Source organism: Ruminococcus sp. Marseille-P328 (assembly GCF_964249465.1).
In the GTDB taxonomy this organism is placed as follows: Bacteria; Bacillota; Clostridia; order Lachnospirales; family Lachnospiraceae; genus Blautia_A; species Blautia_A faecis.
In genome coordinates, this window is sequence record NZ_CAXUBQ010000010.1 from 27,509 (window position 1) to 52,796 (window position 25,288).

General features: G+C 46.0%; 21 protein-coding genes and 2 tRNA genes. 20 read left to right on the top strand and 3 right to left on the bottom strand.

Translation table 11 applies throughout. The features are described 5' to 3' along the window. Positions 1–115: 115 nt before the first annotated feature. Positions 116–187: transfer RNA gene (locus ACESTK_RS08690), tRNA-Glu, on the bottom strand. Between the two features lie 49 nt (positions 188–236). Beyond that, positions 237–308 (bottom strand) — tRNA-Glu (locus ACESTK_RS08695). 467 nt (positions 309–775) lie between these two features. On the opposite strand from ACESTK_RS08695, the gene ACESTK_RS08700 reads away from it, so the two are divergent. The 15 genes from ACESTK_RS08700 to ACESTK_RS08770 all read left to right on the top strand — a co-directional run bounded on the left by ACESTK_RS08700 (position 776) and on the right by ACESTK_RS08770 (position 17,828). Next, entirely contained in the window at positions 776–2,701 is a 1,926-nt protein-coding gene (locus tag ACESTK_RS08700; protein WP_148462366.1) for a type IIA DNA topoisomerase subunit B, read from the top strand. A gap of 135 nt (positions 2,702–2,836) precedes the next feature. Beyond that, the gene (locus ACESTK_RS08705; protein WP_373119529.1) at positions 2,837–5,083 is read left to right on the top strand and encodes a DNA topoisomerase (ATP-hydrolyzing) subunit A; all 2,247 of its coding nucleotides are present in this window, start codon (positions 2,837–2,839) and stop codon (positions 5,081–5,083) included. A 10-nt stretch (positions 5,084–5,093) separates the two neighbouring features. After that, positions 5,094–5,267 carry a hypothetical protein gene (locus ACESTK_RS08710; RefSeq protein ID WP_226855622.1) on the top strand — a complete coding sequence of 58 codons (174 nt, stop codon included), beginning with the start codon at positions 5,094–5,096 and terminating at the stop codon, positions 5,265–5,267. Positions 5,268–5,351: 84 nt separating this feature from the next. After that, entirely contained in the window at positions 5,352–5,816 is a 465-nt protein-coding gene (rimP, locus tag ACESTK_RS08715) for a ribosome maturation factor RimP (protein WP_118578686.1), read from the top strand. Between the two features lie 148 nt (positions 5,817–5,964). Further along, positions 5,965–7,173 (top strand): transcription termination factor NusA, encoded by a 1,209-nt coding sequence (gene nusA / locus ACESTK_RS08720; protein WP_118578762.1) that lies wholly within the window; start codon positions 5,965–5,967, stop codon positions 7,171–7,173. Beyond that, positions 7,157–7,432 carry an RNase P modulator RnpM gene (gene rnpM / locus ACESTK_RS08725; RefSeq protein ID WP_173716346.1) on the top strand — a complete coding sequence of 92 codons (276 nt, stop codon included), beginning with the start codon at positions 7,157–7,159 and terminating at the stop codon, positions 7,430–7,432. The genes nusA and rnpM overlap by 17 nt, the downstream gene beginning before the upstream one ends. Beyond that, a complete protein-coding gene (locus tag ACESTK_RS08730) occupies positions 7,422–7,742 on the top strand; it encodes a ribosomal L7Ae/L30e/S12e/Gadd45 family protein (protein WP_118578684.1) in 321 nt (106 codons plus the stop codon). Before rnpM ends, ACESTK_RS08730 begins: the two co-directional genes overlap by 11 nt. A 160-nt stretch (positions 7,743–7,902) precedes the next feature. After that, complete coding sequence (infB, locus tag ACESTK_RS08735; protein ID WP_373119530.1) at positions 7,903–10,887, top strand: translation initiation factor IF-2; 2,985 nt, start codon at positions 7,903–7,905, stop codon at positions 10,885–10,887. A 91-nt stretch (positions 10,888–10,978) separates the two neighbouring features. Next, positions 10,979–11,401: a 30S ribosome-binding factor RbfA gene (gene rbfA, locus ACESTK_RS08740; RefSeq protein ID WP_118578680.1), complete on the top strand. Its 423-nt coding sequence runs from the start codon at positions 10,979–10,981 to the stop codon at positions 11,399–11,401. Positions 11,402–11,418: 17 nt separating this feature from the next. Further along, positions 11,419–12,381 carry a bifunctional oligoribonuclease/PAP phosphatase NrnA gene (locus ACESTK_RS08745; RefSeq protein WP_118578678.1) on the top strand — a complete coding sequence of 321 codons (963 nt, stop codon included), beginning with the start codon at positions 11,419–11,421 and terminating at the stop codon, positions 12,379–12,381. Further along, complete coding sequence (gene truB, locus ACESTK_RS08750) at positions 12,381–13,271, top strand: tRNA pseudouridine(55) synthase TruB (protein ID WP_118578676.1); 891 nt, start codon at positions 12,381–12,383, stop codon at positions 13,269–13,271. The genes ACESTK_RS08745 and truB overlap by 1 nt, the downstream gene beginning before the upstream one ends. 72 nt (positions 13,272–13,343) lie before the next feature. Then, positions 13,344–14,243, top strand: a complete 900-nt coding sequence (locus ACESTK_RS08755; RefSeq protein WP_118578674.1) for a bifunctional riboflavin kinase/FAD synthetase — start codon at positions 13,344–13,346, stop codon at positions 14,241–14,243. A gap of 209 nt (positions 14,244–14,452) precedes the next feature. Beyond that, on the top strand, positions 14,453–14,719 hold the full coding sequence (gene rpsO / locus ACESTK_RS08760) for a 30S ribosomal protein S15 (RefSeq protein ID WP_117853474.1): 267 nt from the start codon (positions 14,453–14,455) through the stop codon (positions 14,717–14,719). A gap of 358 nt (positions 14,720–15,077) precedes the next feature. Then, positions 15,078–17,174 carry a polyribonucleotide nucleotidyltransferase gene (locus tag ACESTK_RS08765; RefSeq protein ID WP_118578672.1) on the top strand — a complete coding sequence of 699 codons (2,097 nt, stop codon included), beginning with the start codon at positions 15,078–15,080 and terminating at the stop codon, positions 17,172–17,174. Positions 17,175–17,315: 141 nt separating this feature from the next. After that, positions 17,316–17,828: a deoxyuridine 5'-triphosphate nucleotidohydrolase gene (locus tag ACESTK_RS08770; protein WP_118578670.1), complete on the top strand. Its 513-nt coding sequence runs from the start codon at positions 17,316–17,318 to the stop codon at positions 17,826–17,828. Between the two features lie 219 nt (positions 17,829–18,047). On the opposite strand, the gene ACESTK_RS08775 is transcribed toward ACESTK_RS08770, so the two are convergent. Further along, a complete protein-coding gene (locus ACESTK_RS08775; protein WP_118578668.1) occupies positions 18,048–18,443 on the bottom strand; it encodes a DUF1292 domain-containing protein in 396 nt (131 codons plus the stop codon). Between the two features lie 343 nt (positions 18,444–18,786). Here ACESTK_RS08775 and ACESTK_RS08780 point away from each other — a divergent pair, with 343 nt between their 5' ends. The 5 genes from ACESTK_RS08780 to glf all read left to right on the top strand — a co-directional run bounded on the left by ACESTK_RS08780 (position 18,787) and on the right by glf (position 25,285). Further along, positions 18,787–19,542: an exodeoxyribonuclease III gene (locus tag ACESTK_RS08780; protein WP_118578760.1), complete on the top strand. Its 756-nt coding sequence runs from the start codon at positions 18,787–18,789 to the stop codon at positions 19,540–19,542. 51 nt (positions 19,543–19,593) lie between these two features. After that, positions 19,594–21,726, top strand: a complete 2,133-nt coding sequence (locus tag ACESTK_RS08785) for a Type II secretory pathway, pullulanase PulA and related glycosidase (protein ID WP_373119533.1) — start codon at positions 19,594–19,596, stop codon at positions 21,724–21,726. Then, positions 21,704–22,249 carry a DUF5662 family protein gene (locus ACESTK_RS08790; protein ID WP_173716340.1) on the top strand — a complete coding sequence of 182 codons (546 nt, stop codon included), beginning with the start codon at positions 21,704–21,706 and terminating at the stop codon, positions 22,247–22,249. The genes ACESTK_RS08785 and ACESTK_RS08790 overlap by 23 nt, the downstream gene beginning before the upstream one ends. 154 nt (positions 22,250–22,403) lie before the next feature. After that, positions 22,404–23,939 (top strand): sodium/proline symporter PutP, encoded by a 1,536-nt coding sequence (gene putP / locus ACESTK_RS08795; RefSeq protein WP_373119535.1) that lies wholly within the window; start codon positions 22,404–22,406, stop codon positions 23,937–23,939. A 230-nt stretch (positions 23,940–24,169) separates the two neighbouring features. Further along, positions 24,170–25,285 (top strand): UDP-galactopyranose mutase, encoded by a 1,116-nt coding sequence (gene glf / locus ACESTK_RS08800; protein WP_373119536.1) that lies wholly within the window; start codon positions 24,170–24,172, stop codon positions 25,283–25,285. Positions 25,286–25,288: the final 3 nt, after the last annotated feature.

Genomic DNA, 25,288 nt, shown 5'->3' on the forward strand with positions numbered 1-25,288 from the left:
AGTACGAGAATCGAACTCGTGTTTTCGCCGTGAGAGGGCGACGTCTTAACCCCTTGACCAACTGGCCATGTAAGCGGTATGCTTAACATATATATTCAATTTGTAGAAAACAGAGCAGCCAGTACGAGAATCGAACTCGTGTTTTCGCCGTGAGAGGGCGACGTCTTAACCCCTTGACCAACTGGCCATGTAAGCGGTTCGCTTAACATATGTATTCAATTTGTCGGAAAATAAAGCAGCCAGTACGAGAATCGAACTCGTGTTTTCGCCGTGAGAGGGCGACGTCTTAACCCCTTGACCAACTGGCCTTGTCAACCGACTCGCTTAGTATATCTTACTTTGCAGGAGAATGCAAGCACTTTTTTTATTTTTTTTGCGAAAAATTGAAAAACTCCGAAAAAAGCCAGGGAATAAGCGGGTTTGCGGTGTCAAAAAAATTTTAAACAAAATAGAAAACCCAAATTTTACTTGCAAAAATACCATAAACTGGGGTATGATATAGAACGAATGTTTGAACAGAAGATAAGAATGGAAAAGAAGCGGACATACTGTCCGCTTTTCACAACCATTGGAATAAATGCTGAAGCCCAGACAGTGCATCATGAAATGTAGAGCTGTAAATGAAATGAGCAGTTATTTCGTGCACTTACAAGTTGATTTCTCGAACAATCCTGTCGGTACACTGGATGCATAAAAGAAGAATATGGGACAGCAGAGTCTGAAGTTACTGTTCACTGGTAACAGTCTGAATGATAGTAAGAAAGGAATTAACACCATGGCAAAGAAAGACACTTACGACGCGGGTAGTATTTCTGTCCTGGAAGGATTGGAAGCTGTTCGGAAACGTCCGGGAATGTACATCGGAAGCGTATCCAGAAAAGGCCTGAACCACCTGATCTATGAGATCGTGGACAATGCGGTAGATGAACATCTGGCCGGTTATTGTTCTGAAATTGAAGTAACACTGGAGAAAGACGGCTCCTGTACGGTCACTGATAATGGACGAGGAATTCCGGTAGATATGCATGCGAAAGGGGTATCTGCAGAGCGTCTTGTATTTACCACCCTCCATGCAGGCGGTAAATTTGACAACTCTGCTTATAAGACAAGCGGTGGACTTCATGGCGTTGGTTCTTCCGTTGTAAATGCCCTGTCCACATATCTGGATATTAAGATCAGCCGTGATGGATTTGTACATCACGATCATTATGAGAGAGGTATCCCCACGATTGAACTGGAAGAGGGACTTCTCCCCAGGCTTGGCAAGACCAGACAGACCGGAACCTGCGTGAATTTTCTTCCGGACCCGGAGATTTTTGAAAAAACAAGATTTTCATCCACAGAAGTAAAGAGCCGTCTCCATGAGACTGCATACCTGAATCCCAACCTTACCATTCATTTCATGGATCTTCGTGGTGATACTCCTGAAGATATCACTTATCATGAGCCAGATGGAATCGTGGGATATATCAAAGACCTGAATCACAATTCCGAAGCCCTCCACGAACCGATTTATCTGAAAGGAGAAGCTGACGGAATCCAGGTAGAAGCAGCATTTCAGTACACCAACGAATTTCGTGAGAACGTACTTGGCTTCTGCAATAATATTTACAATGCAGAAGGCGGCACTCATCTTACCGGATTTAAAACAACCTTTACAACGGTGATGAATACTTACGCTCGTGAGATCGGTATTCTGAAGGAAAAAGATGCTAATTTCACAGGAGCGGATATCCGTAATGGAATGACAGCGGTTGTTTCCATCAAGCACCCGGAGCCACGCTTTGAGGGGCAGACCAAGACCAAGCTGGACAATCAGGATGCAGCCCGTGCCACGGGAAAAGTAATGTCTGAGCAGCTGGTACTCTATTTTGACCGAAACCTGGAAACCTTGAAGACCATTTTGTCCTGTGCGGAAAAAGCTGCCAAGATCCGTAAGACAGAGGAGCGTGCCAAGACCAACCTTCTCACCAAGCAGAAATATTCCTTCGATTCCAATGGAAAGCTTGCCAACTGCGAGAAAAAAGATCCTTCACTTTGTGAAATCTTTATCGTAGAGGGAGATTCCGCTGGTGGCTCTGCAAAGACTGCCAGAGATCGTAATTACCAGGCAATCCTTCCGATCCGCGGTAAGATCCTGAATGTGGAGAAAGCCACCATTGACAAGGTGCTTGCAAACGCAGAAATCAAGACTATGATCAATGCATTTGGATGCGGATTTTCCGAAGGCTATGGAAATGACTTTGATATCACTAAACTTCGTTACGACAAGATTGTGATTATGGCCGATGCGGATGTGGATGGTGCTCATATTTCCACACTTTTACTTACTTTATTCTATCGTTTTATGCCGGAACTGATCTACGAGGGACATGTTTATATTGCCATGCCCCCTCTTTACAAAGTAATGCCGAAGAAAGGTGCCGAAGAGTACCTGTATGATGATAAGGCACTGGAGAAATACCGTCGCAGTCACAAGCCGGGAAGCTTTACCCTCCAGAGATACAAAGGTCTTGGAGAGATGGATGCCCAGCAGCTTTGGGAGACAACCTTAAATCCGGAAACCCGGAGAATGAAGCGGGTGGAAATCGAGGATGCCCGTATGGCTTCCAGCGTGACAGAGATCCTGATGGGAAGCGACGTGCCGCCAAGAAAGGCATTTATTTACGAGCATGCAACTGATGCAGAACTGGATATTTAAGAAGGCTGAAATCCGAAAGAGCAGGATTTTTCGGACGAAAAAGCAGAATATGGTCTGAACGTAATATAGCAGAGTATTTTGCAAGAGGAGAACCTCAGATTTTAGCTTAGAGCGTGTTTGAAAGGAAAACAGATTATGGAAACAAAGCAGGAGAATGTAATTGCCACGGACTATGCAGACGTGATGCAAAAATCCTATATAGATTATGCCATGAGCGTTATCATTTCCAGGGCACTTCCGGATGTCCGCGATGGTCTGAAGCCGGTACAGCGAAGAACCCTGTATGATATGTACGAGCTTGGAATTCGTTACGACCGTCCATATCGTAAGTGCGCCCGTATCGTTGGAGATACCATGGGTAAATATCACCCTCACGGAGACAGCTCTATTTATGAAGCACTGGTTGTAATGGCACAGGATTTCAAGAAGGGCAAAACCCTGGTAGACGGCCACGGAAACTTTGGCTCCATTGAGGGAGACGGTGCCGCTGCCATGCGATATACAGAGGCCAGACTGGAGAAGCTGACCCAGGAGGTTTTTCTGGCAGATCTTGACAAAAATGTAGTAGACTTTATGCCAAACTTCGACGAGACAGAGAAGGAGCCTCAGGTGCTTCCGGTGAAGATTCCCAACCTTCTGGTAAACGGTGCAGATGGTATCGCCGTAGGTATGGCCACCAGCATTCCGCCTCATAACCTTGGGGAGGTTGTGGATGCGGTGAAAGCTTATATAAAGAACAACGACATCAGTGTGAAAGGCCTGATGCGTTATCTGAAAGGACCGGATTTTCCTACAGGCGGTCTGGTTGTAAATAAAGATGATCTTCTGAATATTTATGAGACCGGAAGCGGCAAGCTTCGTCTCCGCGGTAAAGTGGAAGTGGAAAAAGTAAAAGGCGGCCGCCAGCAGCTGGTGATCACCGAGATTCCGTACACCATGATCGGTGCCAATATTGGAAAATTCCTTAACGACGTAGCCTCCCTTGTAGAAACCAAGAAAACCACAGATATTGTGGATATTTCCAACCAGTCCTCCAAGGAAGGAATCCGTATTGTACTGGAACTGAAAAAGGATGCAGATGTAGAGAATCTCACCAACATGCTCTACAAGAAAACCAGACTGGAAGACACTTTCGGAGTCAATATGCTGGCTGTTGCAGACGGACGTCCGGAAACCTTAAGCCTGAAGCAGGTGATAGAGCACCATGTGGATTTTGTGTTCGAGGTGACTACCCGCAAGTACAAGACTCTTCTGGGAAAAGAGCTTGAGAAAAAGGAAATCCAGGAAGGCCTTATCAAAGCCTGTGATGTAATCGATCTGATCATTGAGATCCTTCGAGGCAGCAAGAGCCGTGACCAGGTTAAGAAGTGTCTGGTAGAGGGTATCACAGAGGGAATCAAATTCAAGTCAAAAGCCAGTGAGAAAGCTGCAAAGAATCTGAAATTTACGGAGAATCAGGCTACAGCCATTCTGGAAATGCGTCTGTACCGTCTGATCGGACTGGAAATTGAGGCTCTTCAGGCAGAGTATGACCAGACTATGAAAAATATTGCTTCTTATGAAGATATTCTGAACAACTATGATTCCATGTGTGAAGTGATTATTGAAGAACTTGACGGAATCAAAAAAGAATACAGCACCAAGAGAAGAACTGTGATCGAGAACGCAGAAGAGGCAGTTTACGAAGAAAAGAAGATGGAAGAGACAGAGGTCTGCTTCCTTATGGATCGCTTCGGCTATATGCGCCTTATTGATAAGAATGCTTATGAGAGAAACAAAGAGGCTGCCCATGCAGAGAATAAATTTGTTTTTACCTGTATGAATACAGACAAGATCTGCATTTTCACAGATATGGGACGCATGCATTCCATTAAAGTGGCAGACATTCCGCTGGTGCGTTTCCGTGACAAGGGAACTCCGGCTGACAATCTGAGTAACTACGACAGCAGCCAGGAACAGATCCTTTATGTGGCACCTGCAGGGCAGGTGAAATTATCTACTCTGTTGTTCGTGACTAAGACCTCCATGTGCAAGCTTGTTGCAGGTGAGGAATTCGATGTGGCAAAGAGAACGATTGCATCTACCAAGCTTGGAGAAGAGGATCAGCTGATCTTTGTAGGTCCGGCAGATGAAATGGAACAGATAGTATTTCAGAGTCAGAATGGCTATTTCCTACGTATTCTGAAAACGGATGTTTCTACTATGAAGAAGACCTCTGTTGGTGTAAGAGGAATGAAGCTGGGGGACGGGGATGTTCTTGAGCATGCCTATCTGGTGGAACCGAGACAGGAGTACACCATCCAGTATCACGACAAGCCGTATGCATTGAACAAGGTAAAGCTGGCCAAACGTGATACCAAGGGTATGAAACCCAGAATTTAAGCAGCAGATTATGAAGAAAAGGCTGTTATACAGGTTGTGCAGCAGAAGCTCAAAAGAGCTGAAAGTAAAAGCTGTTGCTGGTGAAACAAGCTTAACAATACTGTTAAAATGGGTTAAAACCATTGTAAAATGGGCATTTATAAGAAAAAGCCCTTGCAATTTGGATTTAAAGGTGTTAGAATGATACAAGAAATCAGAACTTGTTGACAAAGGAGTGGGCGTGAGCCCACTCTTTTTGATGATAAGGATAGAGAGGCAGGTGGGAAAAATGAGCAGAAAAGAAGAGTATGAACAGAAAGCAGAAGCATTGTTATCTCCGATCGTAGAAAGCAATGGATTCGAACTGGTAGATGTGGAATATGTCAAGGAAGCAGGAAACTGGTATCTTCGCGGCTACATTGACAAACCAGGCGGAATCACAGTGAATGACTGCGAGACAGTAAGCAGGGCTTTCAGCGACAGGCTTGACGAAGATGATTTCATCGAGGACAGCTACATCATGGAGATCAGTTCTCCGGGACTTGACAGACCTCTGAAGAAAGAAAAAGATTTTGCCAGAAGCATTGGCAAACTGGTAGAAATCAGAACCTACCGGCCAATCGAGAAACAGAAAGAATTTTGTGGTGAACTGACAGCATATGATAATAACAGTGTGACCATTGATGAGGAGGGAACTCCTCGCACTTTCGATAAGAAAGACATTGCACTGGTGCGTCTGGCGATTGATTTTTGAGTTACCATGAAAGTCCGGACGCAGCTGTGGGAGTACCACAGGCGCGGAACAGCTGACTTTCATATAGGAAGATGCTGCCAGTCGGCGGCATGTCCGATTTAAGAAATAAGCGATTATGCTGGAAAGCAAAAAGGAGGAAATAAGAAAAATGAACAAGGAGTTAATGGGTGCTCTGGACGAACTGGAACGCGAGAAAAATATCAGCAAGGAAACTTTGCTGGATGCCATTGAGCAGTCCCTGATCCAGGCATACAAGAATCATTTTGGAAAAGCTGACAATGTACATGTTACCATTAACAGAGAAACAGGCGATTTCAGTGTATATGCAGACCGCCGGGTTGTAGAATTCGTAGAAGATCCTGCTGAAGAGGTTTCTCTTGTAGAAGCACAGAAGCAGAATACCAATGCAGAGGTTGGCGATATCCTGAAGGTACCGGTTCACTCTGACAAATTTGGCCGTATTGCAACACAGAATGCAAAGAACGTAATCCTTCAGAAAATCCGTGAGGAAGAGCGAAAAGTTCTGTTTGACCAGTATCACGGCAATGAGAAAGAAGTTGTTACCGGCATTGTACAGCGTGTGGTAGGACATAATGTAAGCGTAAATCTTGGCAAGGCAGATGCGATCCTTGCTGAGAATGAGCAGGTGAAGGGTGAGACCTTCAAGCCTACTGAGAGAATCAAAGTGTATATTCTTGAGGTAAAGGATACACCGAAGGGACCTCGTATCCTTGTTTCCAGAACACATCCTGGCCTTGTAAAACGCCTCTTTGAGTCTGAGGTTGCTGAGGTGAAGGACGGAACTGTTGAGATCAAGAGCATTGCCCGTGAGGCAGGTTCCCGTACCAAGCTGGCAGTATGGAGCAACGATCCTGATGTAGATCCGGTTGGAGCATGTGTTGGTGTAAATGGTGCCCGTGTAAGTGCGATTGTAAATGAGCTTCGCGGTGAGAAGATTGATATCATCAACTGGGATGAGAATCCTGCAATCCTGATCGAGAATGCATTAAGCCCGGCGAAGGTAATCGCTGTTATGGCAGATCCGGATGAGAAGACTGCACTTGTTGTGGTTCCGGATTACCAGCTTTCCCTTGCAATCGGTAAAGAAGGACAGAATGCACGTCTTGCAGCACGTCTGACTGGATTTAAGATTGATATCAAGAGTGAAACCCAGGCAAGAGAGTCCGGCGACTTCTATGATTATGACGAGGATGACGATGAGTACTATGAGGATGACGAGTACGAAGAGTCTGAGGAGTCCGCTACAGAAGAAATTTCTCAGGATAGCGAAGAAACAGCTGCCGGTGAAGAGTCTGAAGAGACTGAGGATGCGGTAGAGAATGAAGACGAAGAATAAAATTCCCATGCGCCAGTGTACTGGCTGCAGAGAAATGAAGAATAAAAAAGAAATGATCAGGGTGTTGAAAACCGCAGAGGATGAGATCATTCTGGATGCTACAGGCAGGAAAAACGGTCGCGGAGCCTACATCTGCAAGAGCCGTGAGTGCCTGGAGAAAGCCAGAAAGAATCACGGACTGGAGCGTTCTTTGAAAGCAGCTATCCCGGATGAGGTTTATGATAGCCTTGAGAAGGAGTTTGATAGTATTGAAGAATAATAAAGCGCTGTCCCTGATCGGACTTGCAACAAAGGCCGGAAAGACAGTCAGCGGAGAGTTTTCCACTGAGAAATCCATTAAGACCGGCAAAGGATATCTGGCAATCGTAGCCGGGGATTCTTCTGATAACACCAAGAAGAAATTCCGGAACATGTGTGAATTTTACGAAGTGCCCTTGTATATCCTTTCAGATAAAGAAACGTTAGGGCATGCCATGGGTAAGGAATTCCGTGCCAGCCTGGCTGTACAGGACTGGAATTTTGCAGAAGCTATTAGGAAGGTGCTGCAGGATGAGGGGAAGGAGCTCTAGAGCATACCACTGTTGTCTGAGAAAACGACCTGAACCAAAGAGGAAAAAGCGTTCCGGGGAATGCTTTTAAATGTTCCCGGGAAATGATTTTTGATAATACGAGCTGCGGAAAACTTGTGAAAGCGTATCCTGACTCGTACTGGTGAAGGGAGAATGGCATATGGTGATAAATTCACATGAGCCTGCCAAAGACAGAAATAAGCAAAACAGAGAGAATAAAAACAGAGTGAAAAAAGTTATAGATACGGGAAAGGAGAAAGGAATAACATTGGAGACTCCTAAGACAGAAGAGCAGAAAGTGTCAGTAAAGAAAGAAGGCGACGGTGCAGAGGCACCGAAGAAGAAAAAAAATATTATCCGCGTATATCATGCACAGAATGCAAGTGACGGCGGGAAGAACAGAAAGAAACCAGCTGGAGAGAGAAAGCCACGTCCACAGGGCACACGTCCTGCAGCACAGGCACAGCCGGCAGCGAAAGCAGAGGCACCTGTAAAGGCAGCACCGAAGCCAGAAGCTCCTAAGACAGAAGCACCGAAGCCGGTAAGTGCACCGAAGCCGGTAAGTGCACCGAAGGCTGAAGCTCCTAAGACAGAAGCACCAAAGGCAGAAGCACCAAAGGCAGAAGCACCAAAGAGCGCACCGAAGACAGAGCCTGCAAAACCGGTTCAGGCTGCACCAAAAGCAGAAGCTCCAAGGACAGAATCCCAGAGACCAGCTGCACAGCAGAACAGAAACGACGGCCAGCAGCGTCAGGGAAATAGCCAGGGCAACCGTAATTTCCGTCAAGGCGAAGGCCGCGACAATAATCGCGGGGATAACAATCGTGGTGACAGAAATGGGAACGGAGGCAGATTCGGCCAGGGAAGACCACAGGGCGGCCAGGGTGGATTCCGCGGAAACAGAAATAATGATGGTCAGGGAAGACCTGTAAGACAGGGAGATTCCCAGAACAGAGGACCGCGCCAGGGTGATGGAAACGGACGTGGATTCCGTCAGGGCGGTGACAACAGAGACAATAGAAATGGAAACGGAAATGGCAGCAGATTTGGCCAGGGAAGACCACAGGGCGGTCAGGGACGTTTCGGAGGAAAAGACGGAGATAACCGTAGTGAAGGACGCTTTGGCGGACAGAACCACCAGGGTGGACAGCGCTCCGGCGGTGCAAGAAGAAGCGGCGGATCTGACGCAATCTTTACACCAGAGCTGACCAAGACATCCAAGGACAGCAAGCGTGAGCGTGACAGAGAGAACAAGAATAAAAAGAAAGATTTCGATAAGACATCAGGTGGCGGACACAGACCAAACCAGGGCGGCAGAAACCAGATGTCCAGAATCCCGAAAGCACTTCAGAAACCTGCTCCGCAGCAGAAACAGGAAGAGAAGAAACCGGAGATCAAGGAGATCATAATTCCGGAGAAGCTTACCATCCGCGAGCTTGCAGAAGCGATGAAGATGCAGCCATCTGCAATTGTTAAGAAGCTGTTCATGGAAGGTCAGATGGTAACGGTAAACCACGAGATCGATTTCGAGCAGGCAGAAGAGATTGCTCTTGGATTTGACATTATTGCAGAAAAAGAAGAAAAAGTAGATGTAATTGAGGAGCTTCTGAAAGAGGAAGAGGAAGACGAATCCACAATGGTTTCAAGACCACCGGTAGTCTGTGTAATGGGACACGTTGACCATGGTAAAACTTCTCTTCTGGATGCAATCCGTAAGACAAACGTAACAAGAGGCGAGGCTGGTGGAATCACACAGCATATCGGTGCTTATGTAGTTGATATCAACGGACAGAAGATCACTTTCCTTGATACACCGGGACATGAGGCATTCACTGCCATGCGTATGCGTGGAGCAAACTCCACAGATATCGCTGTTCTTGTAGTTGCAGCTGATGATGGTGTTATGCCACAGACAGTAGAAGCTATCAGCCATGCAAAGGCTGCTGGTGTTGAGATCATCGTTGCCATCAACAAGATCGATAAGCCAAGTGCAAACATTGAACGTGTAAAACAGGAGCTTTCCGAGTATGAGCTGATTCCTGAGGACTGGGGCGGTACAACTCCGTTCGTTCCGGTATCTGCCAAGACAGGAGAGGGCATTGATGATCTTCTTGAAATGATCCTTTTAACAGCAGAGGTTTCTGAGCTGAAGGCAAACCCGAACCGTGCAGCAAGAGGTCTTGTGATCGAGGCTCAGCTGGATAAAGGCAAAGGACCGGTTGCTACGATCCTTGTACAGAAGGGTACTCTTCATGTTGGAGATTTTATCGCAGCCGGAGCATGCAATGGTAAAGTACGTGCTATGATGGATGATAAGGGACGCCGTGTAAAACAGGCTGGTCCGTCTACTCCTGTAGAGATCCTTGGTCTTGGCGATGTTCCGAATGCCGGAGAGGTTCTTATGTCCTTTGAGAATGATAAAGAGGCTAAGAATTTTGCAGCAGCATTTGTTTCCGAGAATAAGAACCGTCTTCTTGAGGAAACTAAGGGTAAACTTTCCCTGGATAATCTGTTTGACCAGATTCAGGCAAGCGACCTTAAGGAGCTCCCGATTATTGTCAAAGCCGATGTGCAGGGTTCTGTAGAGGCTGTAAAACAGAGTCTTGTAAAACTTTCCAATGATGAGGTTGTTGTAAGAGTGATCCATGGCGGCGTTGGTGCTGTCAATGAGTCTGATGTCAGCCTTGCTGCTACATCAAATGCGATCATCATCGGATTTAACGTTCGTCCTGATACCACAGCGAAACAGCTGGCAGAGCAGGAAGGCGTTGACCTTCGTCTGTACCGTGTTATCTACCAGGCAATTGAGGACGTGGAAGCTGCCATGAAGGGTATGCTGGATCCGGTATTTGAGGAGAAGGTAATCGGTCATGCAGAGGTTCGTCAGCTGTTCAAGGCTTCCGGTATCGGTACTATCGCAGGAAGCTATGTGCTTGACGGTACCTTCCAGAGAGGATGCAAGGTACGCATCACCAGAGACGAGGAGCAGATCTACGAAGGTGAGCTGGCTTCCCTTAAGAGATTTAAAGATGATGTCAAAGAAGTTCGTGCAGGCTATGAGTGTGGTCTTGTATTCCAGGATTTCAATGACGTTAAAGAAGAAGATAAAGTTGAAGCATATATTATGGTTGAGGTGCCGCGCTAGAGCGTAGTAATCGCAGGTGTCAGTTGGGGGCAAGCTCATTGCCCCCAATTTTCCGTTGTCCAGAGCCTGCACTCATATAGGAGACCAAAAAATGAGAAAAAACAGCATTAAAAATACAAGGATCAATGCAGAAGTTCAGAAAGAACTGAGCAACATTATCCGCGGTGAGATCAAGGATCCCCGCATCCATCCCATGACATCTGTCATGGCTGTGGAGGTTGCACCGGATCTTAAGACCTGCAAGGCATTTATCAGTGTCCTTGGCAGCGAGGAATCCAAGCAGTCCACAATTAAAGGGCTGAAAAGTGCAGAAGGCTATATCCGCCGTCAGCTTGCGAAGAACCTGAATCTTCGCAATACGCCGGAAATCCGCTTCATTCTGGATGAGTCCATTGAATATGGCGTAAATATGTCCAGACTCATTGATGACGTGATCGAACACGACCATTCGAAGGGCACTGAGAGTGAGGACGGGGAAAAACAGGATACAGCAGAAACTGAAGACGAAGAGTAAAAATCGAGGTGAAGGGAATGGAGAGAATCGAAGAAATTCTGGATGGCGTAAAGACCATGGGAATTGGGGGACATGTTCGCCCGGATGGTGACTGTGTAGGTTCCTGCATGGCACTTTATCTGTATATAAAGAAATGGTATCCTGAAATCAAGGCAGATATCTATCTGGAGAAGCCGAAGCCGGTATTCGGACATATTGCATGCATGGATGAGGTACATTATGAAGCAGGTGAGCCCAGAGAGTATGATCTTTTTGTGACCTGTGATGTAAGCGCTCCTGACCGTCTGGCAGTGGCGGCTGATTATTTTGCTTCTGCGAAAAAGACCGTCTGCATTGACCATCATGTGAGCAATCCGGGATTTGCAGATGTGAACCACGTACATGGTGAGATCAGCTCTGCCAGCGAGGTTCTGTATAAGCTTCTTGACAAAGAAAAAATCAATCTGGATATTGCAACTGCTATTTATACCGGAATGATCCACGATACAGGTGTATTCCAGTATTCCTCCACATCTCCGGACACCATGCGTATTGCCGGTGACCTGATGGAAAAAGGCGTTGATTTTTCCAATATTATTGACGAATCCTTCTATCAGAAAAGCTACATTCAGAATCAGGTCATGGGACGTGTTCTGGCAGAGAGCATTATGCTTCTGGATGGCAAATGTATCGTTGGCTACATGAAGCTGAGAGACATGGATTTCTATGGGGTAAAGCCGTCAGACCTGGATGGAATCGTAAGCCAGCTCCGTCTTACGAAAGGTGTGGAAGTGGCAATGTTTATTTACGAGCATGAAAGCCAGGTATTCAAGGTATCACTCCGTTCCAACGGTTCTGTAGATGTAAGCAAGATCGCTTCCTATTTCGGAGGAGGCGGACATGTGAAAGCAGCAGGCTGCGATCTGGCCGGTTCCATGTACGACGTTATCAATAATATTTCAGAGCAGATCGAAAAACAGCTTTTAGGACAGGATAAGTAATGGCAGATTTTCAGGGAATCATTGTAATTCACAAGGAAAAAGGCTTTACCTCCCATGATGTGGTAGCCAAGCTTCGGGGAATTCTCCATATGAAAAAAATAGGACATACAGGGACTCTTGACCCGGATGCTACCGGTGTTTTGCCGGTAGCTCTTGGAAAAGGCACCAAGCTGGTGGATCTTCTTACAGATAAGGAAAAAACGTATGAGGCAGTGCTTCATCTGGGAATCGACACGGATACTCAGGATATGTCCGGAACAGTTCTGGAAGAGCGTCCGGTGAATGTGACCGAGGAGGAAGTGCGAAAAGTACTGAAAAGCTTTGTAGGGGAGCAGCTTCAGGTTCCGCCTATGTATTCTGCTCTGAAGGTAAATGGAAAGAAACTTTATGAGCTGGCAAGAGAGGGCAAAACGGTTGAGCGAAAAGCCAGGCCAGTGTGTTTCTACGAGATAGAGCCTCTGGAATTTCATCTTCCGCTGGTGAAAATAAGAGTGACCTGCAGTAAGGGAACCTATATCCGCACCTTGTGCCATGATATTGGCGAGAAGCTTGGCTGTGGCGGCTGTATGGAAGAACTGCTCCGGTCAAGGGTTGGTCGGTATTCTCTCTTTGAGAGCCATACGCTTGCCCAGGTGGAAGCTGCTGTGGCAGATGGAACCGTCCAGGATATGATCGACCCGGTGGAAGCAGTTCTGGCTGAGTACCCCGCTCTTTATGCGGATTCTTACGGGGACAGGCTTCTGGCAAATGGAAATCCGCTGTCCGACAATCTGGTTCGTCCCCAGCACAAAGAGGGTTGGGTGCGCATGTACGCCAGTGACGGAACTTTTACAGGTATTTTTCAGTGGGATGCAGGGAAGAAGAAATATTATCCGGTGAAAATGTTCTGAATAATAAAGTGACGATTCAGCAGGTGCTGAACAGTTACCAATCAGGCATAAACTGGTTTGACAGGAGAGATTATGGAATACCTGAAGATAGAGGGTGAGTTTCCAAAACTTGCCAACTGTGCAGTAACAATGGGAAAATTTGACGGGATCCACCGTGGCCACAGAAAATTGGTTGAGAAGATCAGGGAGCGGAAGACACTTGGAGAACAGGCTGTCCTTTTTGCTATTGATGCTTCCAGCAACATGATCCTTACCAGGCAGGAACGTGCTTCCATTCTTGAAAAGCTTGGCGTGGATGTGCTGGTAGAATGCCAGTTAAATGACAGGATCCGGCATATGAAGGCTGAGAATTTTATAAAAGAGATTCTTATGGGAGATCTTGGGGCATCCTACGTAGTAGTGGGAGAAGACAACCGGTTTGGCTTCGAGCGGAAAGGTACGCCCCGGCTTCTTATGGAATTTGGAGAAAAGTATGGCTTTGATGTGGAAATCCTTTCCAAAGAAATGGATGGACACAGGAAGATCAGCAGTACCTATATCAGAGAAGAACTGAAAAAAGGAAATATGGAGAAAGTTACTTCCCTTATGGGAAGGGATTACTTTGTGGAAGGTCAGGTGGTACATGGCAGGGGAATGGGACATAAGGTTCTGCTTCCCACTACCAATCTCGTGCCTCCCAGGACCAAGATCCTGCCCCCAAACGGCGTGTATGTGACAAGCTCTTATTTCGGAGATAAGATATACCACGGAATTACCAACATTGGCTGTAAGCCTACGGTTGGTGAGAGCTTTATAGGGGTGGAAACCTATCTTTTTGACTGTAGGGAAGATCTCTACGGAGAGGAATGCCGGGTGGATTTCAAAAAGTTTTTGAGGCCGGAAAGGAAATTTCCGTCTCTAGAGGCGCTGAAGAGCAGACTTCTGGCAGATGCAGAGGACGGCCGGAGATATTTTGAGAAAACTGAGAAATAATATCGGGAAGAAAAACGAAAAAAACAGTTTACAGAATCTGGCGGGTATGCTATACTAGGCAAGGTGTGAGCAGGTTTAGTGTTACTGTTCACATATCAGACAGCCCATATTCAGGGGTTGGACACTCCGACCGTCTCTTAATATGCGGCGATTACGTTCCCACAGGATTACCTGCATGGGCGACCATTAAAAATAAGGAGGAAATCAAAATGATTTCAAAAGAAAAGAAAGCAGCAATCATGAAAGAGTATGCAAGATGTGAGGGAGATACTGGTTCACCAGAGGTACAGGTAGCTGTTCTTACTGCAAGAATCCAGGAGCTTACTGAGCATTTACAGAACAACCACAAGGATCATCATTCCAGACGTGGTCTGCTGAAAATGGTAGGTCAGAGACGTGGACTGTTAGCTTACTTAAAGAAAACAGACATCGAAAGATACCGTGCACTGATTGAGAAATTAGGTTTAAGAAAATAATTAGTATGCGGAAGGGGCGGATATCCATCCGCCCTATTTTAAGATGTAAGGAAAGTTATGATTGTTCACAGACAAGCTTCCTACCGGAGCTTTTGTGGATAGTGACAAGTGTCACAATAGAGGCACTATTGTCTGTAAGGGCGACCTGACAGATAAAGATTTCCGAGACTTCTGAAAAGGACATTTGAAGAAACCTGTCTACAGCAATATCAAATGTGTTTTTCAGTCGTTTCGGACTTCTGTTGTGACAGAGGCAAAGAGAGCTGCAATATACGTTGGTCAGAACTGGTTTTCACAGTTTCTGCAGAAGTGTAGGGTGGCTTCAGATCAATATTTTATATGAAAAAGGAGAGAAGACATGTACAAAAGTTATTCCATGGAATTAGCTGGAAGAACACTTACCGTAGATATCGGACGTGTTGCGAAACAGGCCAATGGCGCAGCACTTATGCATTATGGTGATACCACTGTACTTGCTACAGCAACTGCATCCAAGGAGCCAAGAGAGGGAATCGATTTTTTCCCGTTAAGCGTTGAATATGAAGAGAAAATGTACGCCGTAGGAAAGATTCCGGGCGGTTTCAATAAGAGAGAGGGAAAGGCAAGCGAGCACGCAATCCTTACCTCCCGTGTTATCGACAGACCTATGCGTCCTCTGTTCCCGAAGGATTACAGAAACGATGTAACACTGGTAGACATGGTTATGTCTGTAGATCCGGAGTGCAACCCGGAGATCCCGGCTATGCTTGGTTCTTCCCTTGCTACCTGTATTTCTGATATTCCATTTGATGGCCCATGTGCAACGACACAGATCGGCCTGATCAATGGAGAGTATGTTGTGAACCCTACACTGGCTCAGAAGGATATTTCTGACCTTCAGCTGACAGTAGCTTCCACAAGAGATAAGGTTATCATGATCGAGGCCGGTGCCAACGAGGTTCCGGAGGATCAGATGATCGAGGCTATTTATAAAGCACATGAAGTAAACCAGGAGATCATCAGATTCTTCGATCAGATCATCGCTGAGTGCGGGAAAGAGAAACACAGCTATGAGTCCTGTGCAGTTCCGCAGGAGCTGTTTGACGCCATCAAGGAGATCGTTCCTCCGGAAGAAATGGAAGTTGCCGTATTCTCTGATGACAAGCAGACAAGAGAGAATAATATTGCCCAGATCACAGACAAGCTGAAAGAAGCTTTTGCAGAGAAGGAAGAGTGGCTTGCTGTTCTTGGTGAGGCTGTTTATCAGTATCAGAAGAAAACCGTTCGTAAGATGATCCTGAAAGATCACAAACGTCCGGACGGCCGTGCGATCACACAGATCCGTCCTCTGGCAGCAGAGGTTGACATCATCCCGAGAGTACATGGCTCCGCTATGTTCACCCGTGGACAGACTCAGATCTGTACCATTACTACTCTGGCACCTCTTGCAGAGGCACAGAGAATTGACGGACTTGACGAGTTTGAGACAAGCAAGAGATATATGCATCACTACAATTTCCCATCCTATTCTGTAGGTGAGACAAAGCCATCCAGAGGACCGGGACGCCGTGAGATCGGTCATGGAGCACTTGCTGAGAGAGCACTTGTACCGGTGCTTCCAAGCGTAGAAGAATTCCCATATGCAATCCGTACTGTATCTGAGACCTTTGAGTCAAACGGATCTACCTCCCAGGCAAGTATCTGTGCATCCACCATGTCTCTTGAGGCTGCCGGTGTACCGATTAAGAAGCCGGTTGCAGGTATTTCCTGTGGTCTTGTAACAGGTGACACAGATGATGACTATATCGTTCTTACTGATATCCAGGGACTTGAGGACTTCTTTGGCGACATGGACTTCAAGGTAGCCGGAACTCATGACGGTATCACAGCGATTCAGATGGATATTAAGATCCACGGTCTTACAAGACAGATCGTAGAAGAAGCAATCAGACGTACTAAGGAAGCAAGAGAGTACATCCTTAATGAAGTTATTGAGAAATGTATCCCTGCACCTCGTACAACTGTTGGAAAATATGCTCCGAAGATCATCCAGATCCAGATCGATCCTCAGAAGATCGGTGATGTTGTTGGCCAGAGAGGTAAGACCATCAACACCATCATCGAGCGCACAGGCGTTAAAATCGATATCACAGATGAGGGTGCTGTATCTATCTGCGGCGTAGATGACAAGAACATGCAGGAAGCAAAGCGCATGGTTGAGATCATTGCTTCTGACTTCGAGCAGGGACAGATCCTTACCGGACAGGTTGTAAGCATCAAGGAGTTTGGCGCATTTGTTGAGTTCGCACCTGGCAAAGAGGGAATGGTTCACATTTCCAAGATCTGCAAGGAGAGAATCAACCGCGTAGAGGATGTTCTTACACTTGGAGATAAGGTAACTGTTGTATGCCTTGGAAAAGACAAGATGGGAAGAATGAGCTTCAGCATCAAGGATGTTCCGGCAGAGGCAAAATAAGAATAAAATGCAAGGCCACTGTGTATGAAAAGCACAGTGACAGCTTGGGGGATGCCGGACAGATGTGCCCGGCATTCTTTATATCTGCTGCAGAGTCGGAGCTTTGGAAAAGGCGTCTGCACGGGACAAACAGGAGGAAACATGAAAAGAATTGCAAAATTTCATAAAGTAAGTAAAGAGCGCTTTGTGGCAGACTGGATGGATACTTTTGAGGGCGTGTCTGCTGATGAGGCAGAGAAGATTTATGAGGGAATCCGTCTTCCAAGACGAGCTACTGCCGGAAGCGCAGGCTATGATTTCTTTTCCCCGGCTGATTTTACCATCAAGCCAGGAGAGACCATCAAGATTCCGACCGGGATCCGTGTGGAGATGGATCAGGAGTGGGTGCTGAAATGCTATCCAAGAAGCGGCCTGGGATTTAAATTCCGTCTGCAGCTGAATAATACGGTGGGGATTATTGACAGCGATTATTTTTATTCTGACAATGAAGGTCATATTTTTGCCAAGCTGACAAATGACACCAATGAGAACAAAGTGGTAGAATTGAAGGCAGATACAGGCTTTATGCAGGGAATCTTCGTTGAGTATGGGATTACCGTAGACGATGATGTGACAGATGTGAGAAATGGCGGGTTTGGAAGTACGACGAAGTAACCCGCTGCGGCATCCTCGCAGTTTTATGGGAAATACAAAAGCAGGTAAATGTGATGAATTTATCAATCACAGATACCTGCTTTTATTGTTCTTAAGCTTTTTTCAAATTTTGCAGAAAGCCTTTTTCAAACAGGCTCCCGCAGGAAATCTCTTTAAAGACCACCGGGAAGATTACTTTGATGCTCCCGCAGGAAATTTCTTTAAAGATCACCGGAGAGATTACTCTAAAGGTGTTCCGGCAGCTTCTGCTTCCCGCGCATTCTGTAAAACAGTGTCAAATGCGATAGCAGCCTTATTGTACTCTTCGTCGCTTTCAATATTGGAAAGCATGGGAGCACCCTCTGCAGTGCGGGTGAAGGAATACAGATAAACTTCACCGTCATGATTCTGGCCCTCTTCGTCAAGAGGAAGAAGCGCAATATACTCCTTTGCATCTACCGGGAAAATGGTAAGGATGGCGCATTCTACCTCAGTATCATCCTCCATGGTAAGAGTAATGGTGCTGTGCTGGTTTGCGTCAGTGCTGCATCCGCCGCATGTGGAACAGTCGGAACCGCCGCAGGATGAGCTGCTTCCACAGCTGCTGCAGGAGTTTGTCATATCTGAATCACTCATTAAAAATACCTCACTTTATAAAAAATTTGTATTTATATGTTACCTGTGAAAAAACATGTTCATGCTGTAAAACAAGGTAACACCGGGACTTCTTTAGCTTCGTTTTCACTGGTAACGGTATGCCCGGACAATATTTAGATTGTACCAGAAAAATAGGGTTTTGTGAATAGGGAAATCTGTGTTATAATGAAGAAAGTGTTAGAATATATTGAATATTCACAGGCAATATCCTATGAGAGGTTTTTTGTGAATGAAGTTCACTGGAAACTTTGAAAAAATGGGCAAAATCATGTACAGAAGGATTTTTGTGCATCAAATAAATTTTTACAGATTGGAGAACAACATGAAGCTTGTATCATGGAACGTAAATGGAATCCGTGCCTGTATCACCAAGGGCTTTGAAGAAAGCTTTGCGAAGCTGGACGCAGACATTTTCTGTCTTCAGGAGACCAAATGTCAGGAGAACCAGGTGAAGCTGGAGCTTCCAGGTTATTATCAATATTGGAATTACGCGAACCGCAAAGGATATTCCGGAACAGCTGTTTTTACAAAAAAAGAACCGTTGTCCGTGACCTACGGACTTGGAATAGAGGAACACGATAAAGAAGGACGTGTGATCACTGCAGAGATGGACGATTTTTATCTGGTTACCGTATATACGCCCAATTCCCAGTCAGAGCTTCGAAGACTGGAATACCGCATGGAATGGGAAAGAGATTTTCTGGCTTATCTTCTGAAGCTTCAGGAGAAAAAGCCTGTGATCTGCTGTGGAGACATGAATGTGGCACATCAGGAAATTGACCTGAAGAATCCTAAGACCAACCGGATGAACGCAGGCTTCACAGATGAAGAGAGAGCCTGCTTTACCAGAACTCTGGAAGCTGGATTTATTGATACATTTCGTTACTTTTATCCGGAGCTTGAGGGCGCCTACTCCTGGTGGTCTTACCGATTTAAGGCAAGAGAGAAGAATGCCGGATGGAGAATTGATTATTTCATCACCTCTCCGTCCTTGAAAGAGAATCTGGAGGATGCGAAGATTCACAGCGAGATAATGGGGTCCGACCATTGTCCTGTAGAACTGGATCTGAAATTTTAGACCATAGGGAGTCCTGTATGGCAGGATCTGGGGATAAACAGATATCATCGGATGATTTTATTTCATGAGAAAGATTGCATTGTGCAGATTCCCTTTGGGAAACGTGCTCTGTGTACAAAAATGGCTACAGACGAGACAGCAGACAAAGACAGGAGGGCTTATAAAGTGCCAATACCGGGAAATAAGAGCGTGGTTGTGACATACGGTTATCCTCTTTTACTTGGGGTAACCCAGATGGCAGATGGATATAATTTTGCAGTGGAAGCGGAAGAGGATTCTGAGGTTTACCTGCTCCTTTACAGGAAGAGGGGAAGAGAGCCCTTTTATGAGCTTCTTCTGGATGAAAAATATCGTACAGGACGGATTTTTTCTGTCTTTATGAAAAAATTAAATGTAACCAATCTGGAGTACAATTTTAAGATAAACGGGGAAATCTATCTGGATCCCTGTGCCAGCAGGATCAGCGGAAGAGAGCATTTTGGGGCAGCGTGGGAGGAAGATCCACACAAGGTGCGCTGCGGCTTCTGGTCCGGAAATGGTTATGACTGGGGGGATGAGAAAGCACCGGAAACAGACTTTGAAGATATGATCCTCTATAAAGTACATGTCCGGGGATACACCAGGCAGGCTAAGCTGCCGACAGGTCTCCGGGGAACTTTTTCCGGTCTGGTACAGATGATCCCATACTGGCAGGAGCTTGGCATTAATACAGTAGAGCTTATGCCGGCCTATGAATTTATGGAGGTGGTTCCGCCAAAGGAGCCAGACGGTCTGGTTTCCCAGAAGGGGAAAAAAGACGAGGTAAATTACTGGGGATATGGAAATGGTCTTTATTTTGCGCCAAAGAGTGCTTATTGCGCTACCCGGGATCCCCACAGGGAATTTTGTGACATGATCAGGGCTTTTCACAAAGCAGGGATTGGCTGTATCATGGAAATGTATTTTCCGGCGGAGGTTAATCCTTTAATGGCACTTCGTGCAGTGCAGTTCTGGAAACAGAATTATCATGTGGACGGCTTTCATATTCTGGGAAAAGGGGCACCTCTTGACCTGATCATGAAGGACGGACTGCTTGCAGGAACGAAGATCATGGCAGAAGGAATGGATACGGCTGCTCTTTATAAGAACCGCAGACCAGAAAAGCGCTGCTTTGCGGAATATAATCTGGGATTTTTGCAGGATATGCGCAGATTCCTGAAAAGCGATGAGGATATGGTTCCGGCTGTGCAGTACCGCATCCGTCATAACCCGGATGACCATGGAGTGATCAATTATATCACCTGCCAGGACGGTTTTACTTTAAATGACCTTGTTTCCTACAATTATAAGCACAATGAGGCAAATGGGGAAGGCAATAACGACGGCAGCAGCTATAATTATTCCTGGAATTGCGGTATTGAAGGACCAAGCCGGAAGCAGTGGATCCGTCAGATGAGGGAGCGCCAGATGCGTGCAGCTTTTGCCATGATGCTGTTTTCCCAGGGAGTGCCCATGATCTATGGCGGTGATGAGATCGGCAATTCCCAGGAGGGAAACAATAATGCTTACTGTCAGGACAATTCCATTGGCTGGATAGACTGGCGGGGACTGCGGAGAAATGCCAGTATGCTTGCCTTTGTAAAAAAGGCAGTTGCACTTCGGAAGGCTCATCCTGTCCTTCATATGAGTGAGAGCATGAAAGAAGCAGATTACCTGGGCAAGGGATTTCCGGATATGTCTTTTCATGGAGAACGTGCATGGTTCTGCAACATGGAAAATACCAGCCGCATGATCGGCGTGATGCTGTGCGGGGCATATGCAAAGCTGCCGGACGGAAGTGAGGATGATTTCCTTTATACAGGCTATAATTTTCACTGGGAAACCAGGAATATTGCTCTTCCCAATCTGCCAGAGGGGATGGAGTGGAAGAAAGTGATGGATACCGGAGATCTGACCTGTGACGGATTTTATGGGGAAAATGGCCAGGTCTATGAAAGAGCCGTGGAGGTGGGACCGCGTACAGTGGTTGTACTTCAGGGGGTGAAGAAACCGGAGACTGAAAGAAAGCATACTGGCAAAGGAAAAAAGAATGAAAAACTGCCAGGCGCAGAAGCGAAGAAAACTGCAGCTTCAGACAATACTGTGACAGAAGCTGAGAATAAGGAAAGGAGGTCCGGCGACAATGCATCCATGGCTTCACTTTAAAACAATCACAAAGCATAAGCTGATGGTTATGCACTATTGCTTCCGAATCGGACTTTACAAGCAGGGGCTTCTCCATGACCTTTCCAAATATACCCCGTCGGAATTTCTGGTGGGCTGCAAATATTATCAGGGAAACAGAAGCCCAAATAACGCAGAACGTGAGGATACGGGCGTGTCTACCGCCTGGCTCCATCATAAAGGGCGCAATAAGCATCATTATGAGCATTGGGTGGATTATTCCATAAATGATCCGGAGCATGTGATCATGGGGGCGAAAATGCCCCGCAGATATGTGGCAGAGATGGTGATGGACCGGATCAGTGCCTCCAGGACTTATCTTGGGGACGCATATGACAATCACAAGCCGCTGGAATATTTCCTGAAAAGCAAGCCGAAGCTGTGGTTTGTACATCCCCAGACGAAAAAAGAGTTAGAGGGGCTGCTTCGAATCCTCAATGACAAGGGGGAAGAAAAGGCTTTGTGGTATATTAAGCATGTTTATCTGAAAGGGAAGGATAAGTAGTTTCATATTCCGTGTTTATCAACCGCAGACTTTCAAAAAAATATACAATATCACTTGCACTTTCATACTCTTCTGTGGTAAAGTATGAAATATGTTATTTTGCTGTCCGGATGATTTGGTGACAGCAGATTTTATAACAGAGGAGGAGAAAAAATTGAGTGGTACAACAGTGATAATTCTGATTGCTTTTGTGTTTTACCTTGCCATGATGATCGTCATCGGCGCGGTTTACATGAAAAAGACCTCCAGCTCAGAGGATTACTTCCTTGGAGGACGAGGACTGAACGGATGGGTGGCAGCCCTTTCTGCACAGGCTTCTGATATGAGCGGATGGCTTCTGATGGGTCTTCCCGGAGCCATTTATTCTTTTGGATCCGGACAGATCTGGATCGCGGTAGGACTTTTTATCGGAACTGTTCTCAACTGGATCTGTATTTCCGGAAGACTTCGTAAATACACCATCGCAGCAAACAATTCCATGACGATCCCGGCATTTTTCGAGAACCGCTACCGTGATAAGAAAAAGATCCTGCTTCTGATCTCATCAGTGGTAATCGTAATCTTTTTTCTGGTGTATACAGCTTCTGCGCTGGCAGCAGGCGGTAAGCTGTTCAATACCGTATTTGGGCTTGATTATCACATAGCACTTGCCATTGGAGCAGCGGTTATTCTTTGCTACACCTTCATGGGCGGCTTTATGGCGGTATGTGTAACAGATTTTGTGCAGGGAACCCTGATGCTTATCGGACTTCTTGTGGTTCCGCTGGTGGCATATTTCCTGCTTCCAGGCAATCTTACAGACCTGATTTCCCAGAGCGGTGTGACTGGTGGTGCAGGCGCTTATCTGAATCCATTTATGAATGGAGACAGGCCATATACTTTTATAGAGATATTTTTCCAGCTGGCATGGGGCTTTGGATACTGTGGAATGCCTCACGTACTGGTAAGATTTATGGCAGTTAAGAATGAGAAAGAATTAAAGAAATCCTGGGCGATTGCCATTGTATGGGATCTTCTTTCTCTGTCAGCTGCATTTGCAATCGCTGTGATCGGAAGAGCTTATCTGCTTCCTGTTATTCTTGGGGAGAACGGAGCTGCTTCTTCTGAGAGCGTATTTATTGAGATGATCCGTAAGGTGTTTACTTCAGAGCTTGCGCTTCCGTTTATCGGCGGACTGTTCCTTTGCGGAATCCTTGCAGCGATTATGTCCACAGCGGATTCCCAGCTTCTCGTAACTGCTTCGGCAGTGTCTGAGGATCTGTATCACAGCTTTATCAAGAAAGATGCTGACTCTAAGGAGATTCTGAAAGTAAGCCGTATTACGGTTATCGTGATCGCAGTGATTGCATTTGTCATTGCCTGGAATCCGGACAGCAGTATTATGGGACTGGTTTCCAATGCATGGGCAGGACTTGGTTCCGCGTTTGGACCGATCGTGGTAATGTCCCTGTTCTGGAGAAGAACCAATCTTCCGGGTGCCATTGCAGGTATGGTGACTGGCGGACTTACTGTTATTATCTGGGACTATATTCCGTTAGTTGGAGGACAGACACTGGGAACCTATACAGGACTTTATTCCCTGGCAGTTGGTTTCCTGTTCAGTCTGGTGATGATCGTGATCGTCAGCCTTGTTACGAAGGCTCCATCTAAAGAAATCACAGATGAGTTTGACAGAGTTGCTGCGAAATAATGCGGTTGCATGATCGTTGACCATCGTGAAGCGTGTTACTGTGAACGGAGTGAACAGTAACAAAGTTTATAAAAAAGGTAGTCCTTACATGGAAAGGGCTACCTTTTTTTCTGAAAATTTGTTATAATAATAACATCTTTATCCGGGAAGGAAAGACATTCTATATCAATGTCTGGCAGAAAATGGACGTAATAAATCTGCATTCCCATAACAGAAAGGGGCAACACAAGATGAAGAAATATGATTATTTAATTGTAGGAGCCGGACTTTTTGGAGCTGTATTTGCTCACGAAGCTACTAAGAAGGGCAAGACCTGCCTGGTGATCGACAAGCGTGCTCATATCGGCGGTAATATTTACACAGAGGAAGTAGAAGGCATCCAGGTCCACAAGTATGGTGCACATATTTTCCATACCTCTAAGAAGGAAATCTGGGACTATGTGAACCAGTTTACAGAATTTAACCACTTTGTAAATTCACCTATTGCGGTGTATAAGGATGAACTGTATAACCTTCCGTTTAATATGAATACATTCCATCAGCTCTGGGGAGTTCGGACTCCGGCAGAGGCGAAGGCGAAGATTCAGGAGCAGATCAGCCGCATGCACATCACACACCCGAAGAACTTGGAAGAGCAGGCACTTGCGCTGGTGGGACAGGATGTGTATGAGAAGCTGGTAGAGGGCTATACCCGCAAGCAGTGGGGAAGAGAGTGTAAGGAACTTCCGTCCTTTATTATCAAGAGACTTCCTCTTCGTTACACCTATGATAATAACTATTTTAAGGATCCCTATCAGGGTATTCCGAAGGGTGGTTATACTCGTATTATCAAGAAGCTTCTGGAGGGTGTCCAGGTTTGTCTGAAGACGGATTTCTTTGCAAACAGAGAAGAGCTTACCGCACAGGCAGATAAGATTCTCTTTACCGGTATGATTGATGAATTTTATGATTACTGCTATGGTGAGCTGGAGTACCGTTCCCTGCGTTTTGAGACAGAAGTGCTTGATATGGGGAACTATCAGGGAAATGCGGTTGTGAACTATACCGATTATGAGGTGCCCTATACCCGTATTATTGAGCATAAGCACTTCGAGTTTGGGACACAGCCGAAGACTGTTATCACAAGAGAATATCCGGCAGCATGGGAGAAGGGAAAAGAGCCATATTATCCCATTAATGATCCGAAGAATGACGAGCTCTTTGACAAGTACGAGCGCCGTGCATTAGAAGAGAAGAATGTACTCTTTGGCGGACGACTGGGCATGTACCGCTATATGGATATGGACAAGGTAATTGAGGAAGCTCTTAATATGGCTGAGACCGAGCTGACCTACGAAGAAGTATAAAGG

Bases quoted from the DNA above. Each gene is read 5' to 3' on its own strand.
- ACESTK_RS08700 (WP_148462366.1), top strand. From the start codon at position 776: ATGGCAAAGAAAGACACTTACGACGCGGGTAGTATTTCTGTCCTGGAA.
- ACESTK_RS08705 (WP_373119529.1), top strand. From the start codon at position 2,837: ATGGAAACAAAGCAGGAGAATGTAATTGCCACGGACTATGCAGACGTG.
- ACESTK_RS08710 (WP_226855622.1), top strand. From the start codon at position 5,094: ATGAAGAAAAGGCTGTTATACAGGTTGTGCAGCAGAAGCTCAAAAGAG.
- rimP (WP_118578686.1), top strand. From the start codon at position 5,352: ATGAGCAGAAAAGAAGAGTATGAACAGAAAGCAGAAGCATTGTTATCT.
- nusA (WP_118578762.1), top strand. From the start codon at position 5,965: ATGAACAAGGAGTTAATGGGTGCTCTGGACGAACTGGAACGCGAGAAA.
- rnpM (WP_173716346.1), top strand. From the start codon at position 7,157: ATGAAGACGAAGAATAAAATTCCCATGCGCCAGTGTACTGGCTGCAGA.
- infB (WP_373119530.1), top strand. From the start codon at position 7,903: ATGGTGATAAATTCACATGAGCCTGCCAAAGACAGAAATAAGCAAAAC.
- rbfA (WP_118578680.1), top strand. From the start codon at position 10,979: ATGAGAAAAAACAGCATTAAAAATACAAGGATCAATGCAGAAGTTCAG.
- ACESTK_RS08745 (WP_118578678.1), top strand. From the start codon at position 11,419: ATGGAGAGAATCGAAGAAATTCTGGATGGCGTAAAGACCATGGGAATT.
- truB (WP_118578676.1), top strand. From the start codon at position 12,381: ATGGCAGATTTTCAGGGAATCATTGTAATTCACAAGGAAAAAGGCTTT.
- ACESTK_RS08755 (WP_118578674.1), top strand. From the start codon at position 13,344: ATGGAATACCTGAAGATAGAGGGTGAGTTTCCAAAACTTGCCAACTGT.
- rpsO (WP_117853474.1), top strand. From the start codon at position 14,453: ATGATTTCAAAAGAAAAGAAAGCAGCAATCATGAAAGAGTATGCAAGA.
- ACESTK_RS08765 (WP_118578672.1), top strand. From the start codon at position 15,078: ATGTACAAAAGTTATTCCATGGAATTAGCTGGAAGAACACTTACCGTA.
- ACESTK_RS08770 (WP_118578670.1), top strand. From the start codon at position 17,316: ATGAAAAGAATTGCAAAATTTCATAAAGTAAGTAAAGAGCGCTTTGTG.
- ACESTK_RS08775 (WP_118578668.1), bottom strand. From the start codon at position 18,443: ATGAGTGATTCAGATATGACAAACTCCTGCAGCAGCTGTGGAAGCAGC.
- ACESTK_RS08780 (WP_118578760.1), top strand. From the start codon at position 18,787: ATGAAGCTTGTATCATGGAACGTAAATGGAATCCGTGCCTGTATCACC.
- ACESTK_RS08785 (WP_373119533.1), top strand. From the start codon at position 19,594: ATGATTTTATTTCATGAGAAAGATTGCATTGTGCAGATTCCCTTTGGG.
- ACESTK_RS08790 (WP_173716340.1), top strand. From the start codon at position 21,704: ATGCATCCATGGCTTCACTTTAAAACAATCACAAAGCATAAGCTGATG.
- glf (WP_373119536.1), top strand. From the start codon at position 24,170: ATGAAGAAATATGATTATTTAATTGTAGGAGCCGGACTTTTTGGAGCT.